Here is a 12,826-nt window from a genome sequence, read left to right as displayed (position 1 = left end):
TCTGTATGGTTTGAAGTAAATGGATATTTAAGGGGCTGCCGCCGTTGTCCCGCCGTTTCGGGCGGGATTTTTCAACCCGAGAGGAAATGTCGATGAAATCCGCCTTTCGCCCGTCTGCTGTGGCTATGTGCCTGTTGCTTGCTGCCTGTGCTGGCGGCGGCAGTTTTGACGTTCAGCCCGTTACTGTGGTCAATCCCGAATTCAAAGAACCCGTTGCCACCGAAAAAGACGAAACCACCCCGCCTAAAGTCTTGCCGCAGGAAGCCGAGGGCATCATGAAACCCGCTTTGGGCTACAGCATGCCGATTCCGCGCCGCAATGTTTCGCGTTACGATGCCGATAAAAAACTGCTTCCCGATGGCAAACAAGTAGAAGAATATCTGCCCTTAAACCCCCAAGACCTTAAAGCCTTACACCCCACCGACATTACCGCTGCGCCCCATGCTGCCGATTTGGCAAAACGTCAGGAAGGCGTGCGGATTGATGTGTCTAATCCCGCCCAACGCGGTTACGAATTTGTGCATGCGGGCTATATTTTCAGCGACTTTCACCGTTCCAAAGGCGAAGAATCAGCAGGTTTATTGCGCGAAGGTGTAGACGGCTATATTTTTTATCAGGGACGCAATCCCGCCCAAGCCCTGCCTGTAGGCAAAACCGTAAACTACACAGGACATTGGGAATTTGTTAGCGATGCCAAACGCGCCCGCGATACTTATTGTAACAATACGGGTTGCCATGTGTATGGCGGCGGCGGCGCATTGGGCTTTTGGTTGGGCTACGGCGACAGCGTGGGTGCGACTTCGTTTGCCGAAACCGCCACCGCCGAATCGCCCGATTTGGGCTGGCGCGGACGCGAACACGTCAGCGAATTTACCGCCGATTTTGCCAATAAAAAATTAACGGGCACACTCAAATACCGTCCGTGGACACGCAGGGGCGAATCACCAGCCGAATTAAAAACCCGCTACACCATTGATGCCACCATTCAAAACAACCGTTTTAGCGGCAAAGCCACGGCAGCGGACAAGCAAAATCCGAAAAACCTGCTGTTCAAATCCGATTCCGCGCTGTTGGAAGGCGGTTTTTACGGCGGGAATGCCCAAGAATTGGCGGGTAAATTTTTAACGGACGACAACACCCTGTTTGGCGTGTTTGCCGCCAAACAGCAAAATCCCGCCGAAACCGAAAAAGTGATGGATGCCTACCAAATTAACCGCGATGGCGACCACCCCGTGTTGCGCCAGCCCATGCCCAATTTCGGTAGTGCCGACAAATTGGTATTGGAAGGCAAAACCCTGTCGCTGTTGCCCGAAGATGGTAAGTTCCTAACCAGTCGCGAAATCACTTTGGATTCGGGGCGCACCGTGAAAGTGACCGTGTGTTGCGCCAATTTGGATTATTTGAAATTCGGCAGCGTCAGCAAATCCAAATTGGCAGGCGACGACCCGCCCAAAGAAGACGATGAGGAAGAGGAAGACGAAGAATTTGACGAGGGCGAAGGGTTGGATGAAGGCGAGGGCAGCGATACCGCCGAAAACAACAGCTCAACCGATAACGCCACATCTTCTGACAACGATAAGGGCGATAACACCGCCGTTGCAGGTGATAACGGCAGTACCGATACCGCCGCCAACGACAGCAGCGGCGGCGATTCGGAAGAGGGCGAAGACGAAGGCGAAGAGGGCGACACACCCAAACTGGTGGATAATCCTGCCGAAGACAGCTTGGCGTTTAGCGGTGCGCCTTATGGTTCGTTCCTGTTTATTCAGGGCGAGCGCACCCGCAGTGCCGATATGCCGCAAAACGGTCAAGCCCGTTATTTGGGGACTTGGGAAGGTTTTACCAATAAAGATTTGGCATGGCGCACCCTGCCGGGCAACGGGCGTGCCGACAGCAAAGCCGATTTTCAAGTGGATTTTGGTGCCAAAACTTTAAGCGGCACTTTAACCGAACACAACGGCGTGCGTCCCGCTTTCTTCATTGATGCCGATGTGAAAGGCAACGGCTTTGCGGGTACGGTGCGCACCCATTCCGATGGCGTGGTGTTGGACCCCGGTCGTGAAGGCGGCAGCCCCCGCTTGCTGTTTGGCGACATTCCCGTAAAAGGCGGTTTTTATGGTCCAAAAGCGTCTGAATTGGGCGGGTCGTTTTTCAGTGACGAACACAAAGCAGGTGCGGTTTTTGGCGGCAAACGTCAAAGCACGGCGCAATAAAGAATCAAGCAAGAGTATGATGCCATGAATTCTAATTATTTATCTGTTCCGTTCCGCCATCGCAGCCTGTGTGTGGTGTTGGGTATGCTGTTGTGCGGCAATGTCTTTGCTGCCGATAAGCCTAAAGCTGCCGATGAAGCAGACCAAGGGCAAACCTTGAAATCATTGCAAGGCGTGGGTAAGCGTGTGCGTACCCACCGCCGCGAAAAAGACGTGACCGGCTTGGGCAAAATTATCAAAAGCAGCGAAACCTTAAACAAGCAGCAAGTTATTGATATCCGCGACTTGGTGCGTTACGACCCCGGTGTGGCGGTGGTGGAACAGGGGCGCGGTGCCAGTTCGGGTTATTCCATTCGCGGGGTGGACAAAAACCGCGTTGCCACCACAGTGGACGGTATCGCCCAAGTGCAGTCTTATGCCGTTCAGGGGGCGCGTCCGGGTAGTGGTGCGATTAACGAAGTGGAGTACGAAAACATCGCTTCGGTGGAAATCAGCAAAGGCGCAAGTTCGTCTGAATACGGCAGCGGTTCTTTGGGCGGCGCGGTGGGTTTCCGCACCAAAGAAGCCGAGGATTTGATTGGCGCGGGCAAAAACTGGGGCGTACAGGCAAAAACCGCTTACAGCAGCAAAAACCGCCAATGGGTCAAGTCTTTAGGTGGTGCGTTCCGTCAGGGTGCTTGGGAAGGACTGTTGCAATACACCACCCGTCGCGGCGAAGCCATCCGCCCGCATAAAGACGCAGTAAACAGCACCGTTTACCAAATTACCCGTTTGGGTGGTTATCCCAACGAATACGACCACCGTTATGCAGATGGCGACGGTTTTAAACGCAGTACCGAATATTTTATTTTAGAAGACGAATGCCCCGATTTTAACTGTACGCCCAAAGCCAGAGCCGTGGTAAGCAATGCACTCAAGCCCGTAGAAGCCTTGAGCAATCCCACTGCCAAACAGCAGCAGTGGCTGGACAAAACCCAACACATTACCGAGCGTGTGAGCGCGTCTGATTACACAGGTCCAGGGCGCGTGTTGCCCGACCCGCTGACCTATCGCACAGGTTCGTGGCTGGCGCGTGGTGCTTACCGTTTTAGTCCGCGCCACAGTGTTGGTACCGTGTACGAAAACACCGTACAGCGTTACGACACCCGCGACATGAGTTTGCCCACTTTTTATCCCGTTACCCTTGCCAACCGCGAATATTTTGGACTGGCAGGCGGTGTGTACCGTGGCGGACGTTATTTAGATGGTTTGGTTGCCGAAGGGGGAACGGGTTTGCAGTGGTCGCGCACCCAATATGTTGATGAAAAACATAGAAAACAACGTTGGGGCGTGTTTTACCGTTACAACAATTCCGATAAAGATAGCGCACTGGATACTGCGCAGCTCAGTTTTGACCATCAAAACATCCGCATTGACAATACCTTGGAAAAACGCTATTGCAGCGAATATCCCACTGTAGATAAAAACTGCCGTGCCACTGCCGACAAAGCAGGCTCGTACAACCACACCGATGCCAACCGCTATTCCGAACGCCATCACCTGCTGCGTTTGGACGTAGGGAAAGAGCTGAAATGGGGCGCGGTACGCAACCGTTTGAGTGCCAGCGTGGGTGTGGACCGTTTTGAATCGGTGCTGAACCGCAACCGTTACGAAAGCGATGTGGCAGCGCGTGAATATGAATTAGTACATGTGCCAGGGCGCAGGGGCAACGGCGCGTTTGAAACCCCTTATCTGTACCGTAAAGTGGGCGAATCGGTGTCTCATGTGGATTACTGCCAACAAAACCTGTCGTCCTTCTATGCCTGCGGCAAACGGCGCATCAACGGGCATAATGCCTTTTTCGGATTACGCAACAATATTTCGTTTGGACAATATGTGGATGTGGGCTTGGGCGTGCGCTACGACCGCCACCGTTTCCGTTCGTCCGACAAATGGACTGCCAGCAACAGCTTCCGCAACTGGTCTTGGAACACGGGCTTGGTGGTGAAACCTACGGCAAACATCGCTTTGTCTTACCGTGCGTCCAGCGGCTACCGTGTACCCAGTTTTCAAGAGCTGTTTGGCTACCGCTTACCGGGGCATGAACAGGGAAAAGACGACAAATTCCACCGCCCTACCGAAGTTGTCCCCGAAAAATCTTTAAACCACGAATGGGGTTTAACGCTGAAAGGTGCAGCAGGCACGTTGGAACTGACCCAGTTTGACAACCGTTATCGCGGTTTGATTGCGGTGTCGGAAAAATACGACCCCGAATTAAAACTGGGTTTGGTCAACTACCGTAATGCCCAAGACGTGCGCTTAAAAGGCGTGAATATTGCAGGGCGTTTGGACGGCAACGGTGTGTGGGACAAAATCCCTGACGGGCTGTATGCTACGGTTGCGTTTAACCGCATTAAGCCCAAATCGGTGAAAAACCGTCCTGATTTGGCGTTTGTGGAAAGCTATTTATTGGATACGGTGCAGCCGTCACGCTATATTTTGGGCTTGGGCTACGACCACCCCGAGAAAAAATGGGGCGCAAATTTGAACTTTACCTATTCCAAACCCAAAAATCCTGATGAATTGCGGACTTATTACCAAGGCGGTACGGGGCGAATTAATAAAGCGGGTTCGGCTTTTTCGTCAAAGGCTTGGAAAACGGTTGATGTTTCTGCGTATTACAGCCCTTATAAAAACCTGACCTTGCGCGGTTCGGTATATAATCTGGCGAATTACCGTTATGTAACGTGGGAAGCCTTGCGGCAGACTTCGGCGGGCGCGGTAAACCGTCACGCTGAAGGCGGAAATTATGCGCGTTATGCCGCGCCGGGACGCAATTTTGCCGTTTCGGTGGAAATGAAGTTCTAATAATTGGAAGGCATTTCGGGGCGTTTGCCCCGATTTGTTTTTGTATATTGAAAATAAAGGATTGATGATGAAGAAGTTTATCAGATGGGCGATGGCGTTGTGCTGTGCTGTGTGGCTGTTGCCCTTGGCAGCGGCTGCCGATGCGCCCGAAGCGGTACAAAAACAGCTCAACGACCGCCGTGTGCAGGACGAACACCGTCCAGAGGTTGCGCCTGTGGTGATGCCGAATGCCAATACGCCTGCGGCGGCGGCAGGCGATACCACTTTGGAAATCAGCCCCGATGATCTGTTAAAACGCCCTGATTTGTTGGTGCGGGCGATGATGGCGGCGTTGTTGCACAACCGTGGCGAACACATTGATATTTTGCTGCCGATTTACCGCCGTTTGCCCGATTCGGTGCGTGAAACCGTTTTGGAACATTGGGCGGCGGCGGTTTCGGCGCGTTATAACGGGCAGTACCGTCAGGCGGTGCGCCACTACCGCGCAGTATTGTCGGAGCAGCCCGAATTGCTGATGGTGCGTTTGCAATTGGCAGCGGCATTGTTTGAAGACAAGCAGTTTGAAGCAGCAGAAGACCAATTCCGCCGTTTACGCAGCGAAAGTGCTTTGCCCGATGCCCTGCACGCGCAAATTGACCAATATTTAGATGCCATCCGCCGTGGCAGTCCGTGGCAGTTTGGTGGTGGCATTACCTATTTAAACGACAAAAACATCAACAACGCCCCCAAAAATCCCGATTTGGGCAACGGCTTCCGCACCGACCCACCCGAATCAGGCAACGGCATTGCCCTGTCTGCCAATGCTGCTAAAAAATGGATTGGCGGTAAGGGCGCGTTTGGCGAAGTGCGTTTTGACACCAATGGCAAATATTTTTGGAATAACAAAAAATACAATGAACTGACTGCGCGTGCCAGCGTGGGTGGCGGTTTTCAGAATGCCCGCAGCAGCATTGCCCTGTTGCCGTTTTTTGAGCATACTTGGTATGCGGGCGGCAACAAAAAAAATGAAAAACTGAAACGTTTTTCACACAGCAGCGGCGTGGGTGTGGAAGCCTCGCACCGCTTGTCCCCGCACTGGCAGGGCAGTGTGGCAGCCGAATACAGCCGTCAGCACTACCGCAACCGCCCGCATTTAAACGGACGCACCCTGTTTGCCTCCACCACCATGTCTTACCTACCAGGGGCGCGACAATACTGGTTTGGCGGGCTGGACCACACCCGTGTGCGTACCCGCGACCGTGACGATTCCTACAACCGCAGCGGCATTCGCGCAGGTTGGGGTCAGGAATGGGGCAAAGGCTTGTCCACCCGCATTACCGTTAATTACGCGCACAAACGTTATCTCGCCCCCAATTTTTTCAACAGCGCACAAAAAAACCGCGAATACGGCGTACAAACCGCCTTGTGGCACCGCAAAATTCACTGGTTGGGCATTACCCCGCGCCTGATTTGGAGCCACCAGCGCAACCGCAGCAACCAAGCCTTGTACAACTACCAAAAAAACCGCCTGTTTATTGAAGCAGCAAAACAGTTTTGACAGCACTTGATTTTTCCGTGCCAAAGGCATACACTCAAAACGTTTTCATTGTTATCATATTGCATGATGAATCATAGCGGGCGCGTATGGCGCATGGCTTTTTCGGCTGCCTGAAACGGACATTACCCCACGTTTCAGGCAGCCTTTTCACACCCGCACAAACCTTAAAATTGAAAAAAGGAAAAAATGATTATGGATTTAAGCTGGCTTGCCGAACCGCAGACATGGATAGGCTTTGTTACCCTGCTGGTGTTGGAAGTCGTATTGGGCATCGACAACTTGGTTTTTGTTGCTATTTTGGCAAACAAAGTCAAACCTGCCCAGCGCGACAAAGCCCGCATACTCGGCTTGGGCTTGGCGGTGCTGATGCGCCTGATTATGCTGGCGTTTATGGCAAAAATCATGACCCTTACCCAACCGCTGTTTGCCATTGGCACGCACAATGTGGCAGGTAAAGACCTGATTATGCTGGCAGGCGGTTTGTTTTTGCTGTACAAAGCCACCACCGAACTGCATGAGCGACTGGAAGGTGCCAATCAGTTTCACGTTGCCGAAACCCACAAAAAACACGCTGCTTTTTGGGGCGTGGTGGCGCAAATTCTGATTTTGGACGCCGTGTTTTCCATAGACAGCGTGATTACCGCTGTTGCCATGGTGGAACACATTGTCGTTGCCATGGCAGCCGTTGTTGTTGCCATGGCGTGTATGATTTTGGCGAGCAAACCGCTGACCGATTTTGTGGAACGCCATCCCACCGTGGTGATGCTGTGCTTGGGCTTTTTGCTGATGATTGGTTTCAGCCTGATTGCCGAAGCCTTCCACTTCCATATCCCCAAAGGCTATTTGTACGCAGCCATCGGATTTTCCGTGTTGATTGAAATCTTTAACCAAATTTCGCAAAAGAACCTGAAAAAGAAAGATTATGCGGGCAGTTCGTGGCGTCAGCGCACCGCCGAAAACGTATTAGGCATGATGGGTATCCGCGAAAGCTTGGTGGGAACGGCAGCCGCTTCCGACCACAGCCATTTTGAAGAAAACGAAAAATCCATGATACGCAGCGTGCTGACTTTGGCAGAACGTCCCATTTTCGGCGTGATGATTCCCCGCAGCGACATTGAACGGCTGGATATTTCGCAAAGCCGCGAAGAACAGCGTAACAAACTGATTGAAAGCCCGTTTTCCCGCCTGCTGGTGGTGGGGAAAGCAGGTGTGGACGAGCCTTTGGGCTATGTGGGTAAAAAAGATTTGCTGGTGCAGCTGCTGCAACACGGCGAAATCAACGTGCATACCGCCTTGCGCCAGCCCTTAATGTTGCCTGAAACCTCTACTGCATTGAACGCACTGGAATTATTCCGTCAGCACAGCGCCGATTATGCTTTGGTGGTGGATGAATTTGGCGCGGTATTGGGCATGATTACCGAAAAAGATTTGTTGGAAACCATTGCGGGCGAATTCCCTGAAGCCTTTGAGCGCGAAGAAGCCCCCGCAGTGCGTAACGCCGACAACAGCTTAACTGTTGATGGTGCTTTGGAATATGTGGAACTTGCCCCGCAATTGGGCTTGCCGCCGCAAAACGAAGATGCCGATTTTCACACCGTGGCGGGTTTGATGTTGGAACAAATGCAAACCCTGCCCGAAATCGGCGACCATACCGATTATTGCGGTTGGCGTTTTGAAGTGCTGGAAAAAGACGGACACCGTATTGAACGGATTAAAATCAGCAAAATCAACGAAGAAGACGAAAGCAGCAGTTAAGCGTAAAAAACAGGGTATGTGTGGCATACCCTGTTGTTTTTTATTTAAAACCGTTCATTTGGGGCGAGATAACGCCATTGTCCTTCGGGTAGATTGCCCAAACGCACGCGCCCGATGCGAACACGTTTTAATCCCACCACGCGCAAACCCACCAATTCACACATGCGGCGGATTTGGCGTTTTTTGCCTTGTTTTAAAATAAAACGCAGTTGGTCAGCGTTTTGCCATGTAACTTTGGCGGGGCGCAGGGCTTCGCCGTCCAAACTCAAACCGTGGTTGAGCAGTGCCAAACCTTGTTCAGACAAATTGCCGCGCACACGCACCAAATATTCTTTTTCGCTGTTGCTGTGTTCGCCAATCAGTTGTTTGGCGATGCGCCCGTCTTGGGTCAGTACCAATAATCCTACCGAATCAATATCCAAACGCCCTGCTGGGGCAAGCCCGCGCAGGTGCTGCGGCTGAAAATCAATGCGGCTGTGGTCGCCTTGCCAGCGGTTGGCTTCGCTAATCAGTTCGGCGGCGGCGCGGTAATGTTTTTCGGGTTGTCCGCTGACAAAACCGACAGGTTTGTTCAGCAAAATGGTTACACGTTGGGCTTGCTGTTGATGGGCGCGTTTGTCCAAATCGATGCGGTCGCTGGGGGAGACTTTTTGCCCGAGTACGGCGGGCGTGCCGTTTACGCGCACCCAGCCGTTTTCAATATACACATCGGCTTCGCGGCGGGAACACAAGCCAAGTTCTGCCATGCGTTTGGACAGGCGGACGGGTTCGGAAAGGGTCATAATGGGTTTGCCTGATAATGGGTTCAACGCTTTCCCTTGCGATTGGGAAAGCGTTGAACAGGTGGGATAAAATTATTCGCTATTGTCGCGCCGCGCCAAAATGGTGCGTTTGCCCGTGTGGTCGGCGGGCGACAAAATGCCTTCGGCTTCCATTTGTTCTACCAAGGTGGCGGCTTTGTTGTAGCCGATACGCAAATGGCGTTGAATAGAGGAAATCGTGGGTTTTTGGGTGCGTAAAACGGTTTCTACGGCTTTGTCAAACAGGGGGTCGCGCTCGTCGCCGCCTGTGCCGCCAAAGGGCAGTTCGCCGCTGCTTTCGGGCAATAAAATGTCGTCAATATAATTGGGTTCGCCCGTTTGTTTTAAATATTCCACTACATGATGCACTTCGCTATCGGCAACAAACGCGCCGTGTATGCGCAGCAAATGGCTGTTGCCTGCGCGTAAAAACAGCATATCGCCCTGACCGAGCAGGTTTTCTGCGCCCATTTGGTCCAAAATGGTGCGGCTGTCGGTTTTGCTGGGTACTTGAAAGGCAATGCGGGTGGGAATATTGGCTTTAATCAAGCCTGTAATCACATCTACGCTGGGGCGTTGGGTGGCTAAAATCAGGTGTATGCCTGCGGCGCGGGCTTTTTGGGCGAGACGGGCAATCAGTTCTTCAATTTTTTTGCCTGCAGTCATCATCAGGTCGGCGAACTCGTCCACCACCACCACGATAAAGGGCAGTTTTTCCAAGGGTTCGGGTTCGTCCGGATTCAGACTGAAGGGGTTGGCGATGCGTTCGCCACGCGCAGCGGCTTCGGCAAGCGCGGTGTTGTAGCCCGACAGGTTGCGTACGCCCAGATGCGACATCAGGCGGTAACGTTTTTCCATTTCGCCCACGCACCAGTTAAGGGCATTGGCGGCGAGTTTCATGTCGGTTACCACGGGGGCAAGCAAATGGGGAATGCCTTCATAAACCGAAAGTTCCAGCATTTTCGGGTCAATCATAATCAGGCGTACGTCTTCGGGCGCGGCTTTAAACAACATGGATAAAATCATGCTGTTGATGCCCACGGATTTGCCCGAACCCGTTGTCCCCGCCACCAGCAGATGCGGGGCAGATGCCAAGTCGGTTACCACGGGTGCGCCTGTGATGTCGTGTCCCAAAGCGAGGGTAAGTTTGGACGGGCTGCGTGAAAATTCGGGCGAATTGAAAATTTCGCTCAAGCGTATCATTTGCCGTTGCGGATTGGGCAACTCAATGCCCATGCAGTTTTTGCCCGGAATGGTTTCCAATACGCGGATAGATGCCATGCCGAGTGAACGCGCCAAATCTTTTTCCAAATTCATCACGGAACTGCCGCGCACACCCACATCGGGTTCAATTTCGTAACGGGTAATCACGGGTCCTGCTACGGCATCAATTACTTTGACTTTTACGCGGAATTCGGCGAGTTTTTCTTCAATGGTGATGCCGTTTTCCAGTAATTGTTCGTCTGTTTGAACGGCATCAATATTGTATTGCGGGGGCAATAAAAGTTCCAGCGGCGGCAGCAGGACGCTGTCGCCGTCTTCTTCATGCAGGGGATAAGGGGTGTCTTCGCTGTCGTCAGCCGCTGCGGGTGGGGGTGGGGGTGGTGGGGCGCTTGGCACGGACACGATGTCGCGCACAGGACCGGATACGGAAGACCAGTCGTGTACGGTGTTGTTGGAAAAATCAAAATCGGGCAGCAGCGGTTCGGGGAAGTTCATGGGCTGCTCGACAATCGGCGGGGCTTTGATTTCAATATCGGGTAAAGCGGGGGCAGGACGCCCTTCAAAGCGGCGGTGAACGGGGATTTTTTTAGCCGTTTTCTGCGTCGCTGGGTCATCCGATGCAGCGGGGGCAGCATCGGACTCCTGTTCTGTGTGGGCGGCGGGTGCTGCGTGTGTGGGCCGTGTGGTGTTGGGGGATTTTTTGGTTTGGGCGACTTTTGCTTCGCTGCGGCGGAAAGGGGACGCGGTGTCCACGGGCGGCGGCGGGGCGTTGCGGTTGGCTTTGCGGCGGCGGTTGATGGGCGAATCGGTGTGCGCCAAATTCGCCAGCACTTCGTCTTCGCGGATAATGCTGAGTGAATCGGTGGGGCTTTCTGCCATTTGCTGATGGTGACGGGCTTGACGCTGGCGCATCAGGCTGGCGCGGATTTCGTCCATGCCGATGGTTTCCATTTCTTCGGCAGGTTGTGCGGGGGCTGTGGCTGCGGCAGGTACGGCGGCAGACAGGGTGCGTTCGCGCACGGATTCCATGATGTCGTCCAAGCCGATTTCCTCGCCCTCCAGTGGGGGAACGGGCAGGGGCGGCGGCGGGGCAACGGCTTCTTCGTGGCGCGGGCGCAGGGCTTCTTCCAGCGTAATCACTTCCAAATCGGGTTTGGTCAGTGCAGTGGGCGGGGGCAGAATGGTTTTTTCAGCAGGGGCAACGGGGCTGTCGTCACTGTGGTGGCTACCGTGATTGAGATTGCGGGTGGCTTCTTCCAAAGTGATGATTTCAGGGGATTCTTGCTCGGCAGGCTCTAACAGCTGAAAGGGAATGGGGTTGCTTTCGGGACGGGTTTCGGCAGGCGCGGGCGCAGGCTCGGCAGGGGCTTGTGCCTGATGCAGATGCTCCAAGGGCTTGGGTGCGGGCTTACGGTTGGTGTAGCGCGGCAAACGCTCGGCGTGGCTTTGCAGGGCGTTAAGGCTGCGTTCCCATTCGGGCATGGTGTCGGGGTCGGGCTGTTTGGGTGCTGCCTGACGGGCTTCGGCTTCGGAAACGGGCTTGGGCAAGGGCAAACGCACAGGGCGGCGCGGCGCGTCCAACAGCGGGTCGGGCGCGGCGGCGGGTTCGGGTTCGGGCGCAACGGGTGGCGCAGGCGGCAGTTCGGCGGCTTCCGTTTCTTCGGACGGCATGCCGTATTCGGGCGCGGCGGGCGCAACAGGGTTGCCGTTTTGTTGGCGGTAGGCGGCAAGTTCTTGTTGCCAGTCGCGTTCCTGACGGACATACAGCCACCACAGCACAGCAAATACCACTGCCGAAATCAGTATCATCAGAAGAAAAATCCACATAAAAAAACAAGCTCCGGGCGGTTGCGTTCCGATTGCTACCTTAATGCGAAAAACAGCCGGCGCGCAGGGTGCCGGCGGTTGTGCCGTAAGGGGTTGGGGTTGAAAATACCGTGTATTTTACCGTGTTTCGCCGTGAAACTGAACGGGCGCGGCGAAAAAACGCCTTGGCAGCGGGGGATAAGTGTGGGAAATTTGCTTCAGGCATCGGGGCGTTTTGCCATCCACAGCCCTACTGCCAAACACACGCACGACACCGCCACACCCACCCACCAATATTGCGGCAAACGGTAAAACAGCATCAAGCACGATATCGTCATCATCGTCCAAGCCAGATATTTGGCGCGGCGCGGAATGGCGCGGCGTTGTTCCCAATTGCGCACCATCGGACCAAAATACGGATGGCGATGTAGCCACGCATGAAAACGCGGCGAAGCCCGTCCCCAGCAGGCAGCCGTCAGCAAAATAAACGGCACAGTCGGCAGCAGCGGCAGAAAAATCCCGATAATGCCCAACAGCAGCGACAAACCGCCACACAGCCACAACACACTGTTAATCGCCGCACGGCGCAAACGGCTTTGCGGCAGAAAAATCCCCAAAATCAGCGGCGCACCCAATAAAATCCC

At 53.9% G+C, this 12,826-nt stretch carries 7 protein-coding genes; 4 read left to right on the top strand and 3 right to left on the bottom strand.

Annotated elements, in window-relative coordinates; translation table 11 throughout:
* Positions 1-92 precede the first annotated feature (92 nt).
* The 4 genes from H3L98_RS09195 (at position 93) to H3L98_RS09180 (ending at position 8,352) form a co-directional block, all read left to right on the top strand.
* Complete coding sequence (locus H3L98_RS09195) at positions 93-2,213, top strand: transferrin-binding protein-like solute binding protein (protein ID WP_027021765.1); 2,121 nt, start codon at positions 93-95, stop codon at positions 2,211-2,213.
* Between the two features lie 24 nt (positions 2,214-2,237).
* On the top strand, positions 2,238-5,060 hold the full coding sequence (locus H3L98_RS09190) for a lactoferrin/transferrin family TonB-dependent receptor (RefSeq protein WP_034333129.1): 2,823 nt from the start codon (positions 2,238-2,240) through the stop codon (positions 5,058-5,060).
* 64 nt (positions 5,061-5,124) lie between these two features.
* A complete protein-coding gene (locus tag H3L98_RS09185; protein WP_156932237.1) occupies positions 5,125-6,597 on the top strand; it encodes a surface lipoprotein assembly modifier in 1,473 nt (490 codons plus the stop codon).
* A 192-nt stretch (positions 6,598-6,789) separates the two neighbouring features.
* Positions 6,790-8,352: a TerC family protein gene (locus H3L98_RS09180; RefSeq protein ID WP_027021762.1), complete on the top strand. Its 1,563-nt coding sequence runs from the start codon at positions 6,790-6,792 to the stop codon at positions 8,350-8,352.
* 44 nt (positions 8,353-8,396) lie between these two features.
* Here H3L98_RS09180 and H3L98_RS09175 read toward each other — a convergent pair whose 3' ends face one another.
* The 3 genes from H3L98_RS09175 to H3L98_RS09165 form a co-directional block, all read right to left on the bottom strand.
* The gene (locus tag H3L98_RS09175) at positions 8,397-9,134 is read right to left on the bottom strand and encodes a pseudouridine synthase (protein ID WP_027021761.1); all 738 of its coding nucleotides are present in this window, start codon (positions 9,132-9,134) and stop codon (positions 8,397-8,399) included.
* A 72-nt stretch (positions 9,135-9,206) separates the two neighbouring features.
* Positions 9,207-12,203, bottom strand: a complete 2,997-nt coding sequence (locus H3L98_RS09170) for a DNA translocase FtsK (protein WP_027021760.1) — start codon at positions 12,201-12,203, stop codon at positions 9,207-9,209.
* A gap of 197 nt (positions 12,204-12,400) precedes the next feature.
* The gene (locus tag H3L98_RS09165; RefSeq protein WP_034333447.1) at positions 12,401-12,757 is read right to left on the bottom strand and encodes a YbaN family protein; all 357 of its coding nucleotides are present in this window, start codon (positions 12,755-12,757) and stop codon (positions 12,401-12,403) included.
* Positions 12,758-12,826 lie beyond the last annotated feature (69 nt).

It is taken from the genome of Conchiformibius steedae (assembly GCF_014054725.1).
Classification (GTDB): Bacteria; Pseudomonadota; Gammaproteobacteria; order Burkholderiales; family Neisseriaceae; genus Conchiformibius; species Conchiformibius steedae.
This window is presented reverse-complemented; position numbering and strand designations above follow the sequence as displayed.

Excerpts from the sequence above, each read along its gene's own strand:
- H3L98_RS09175 (WP_027021761.1), bottom strand. The coding sequence starts at position 9,134 with ATGACCCTTTCCGAACCCGTCCGCCTGTCCAAACGCATGGCAGAACTT.
- H3L98_RS09170 (WP_027021760.1), bottom strand. The coding sequence starts at position 12,203 with ATGTGGATTTTTCTTCTGATGATACTGATTTCGGCAGTGGTATTTGCT.
- H3L98_RS09195 (WP_027021765.1), top strand. The coding sequence starts at position 93 with ATGAAATCCGCCTTTCGCCCGTCTGCTGTGGCTATGTGCCTGTTGCTT.
- H3L98_RS09190 (WP_034333129.1), top strand. The coding sequence starts at position 2,238 with ATGAATTCTAATTATTTATCTGTTCCGTTCCGCCATCGCAGCCTGTGT.
- H3L98_RS09185 (WP_156932237.1), top strand. The coding sequence starts at position 5,125 with ATGATGAAGAAGTTTATCAGATGGGCGATGGCGTTGTGCTGTGCTGTG.
- H3L98_RS09180 (WP_027021762.1), top strand. The coding sequence starts at position 6,790 with ATGGATTTAAGCTGGCTTGCCGAACCGCAGACATGGATAGGCTTTGTT.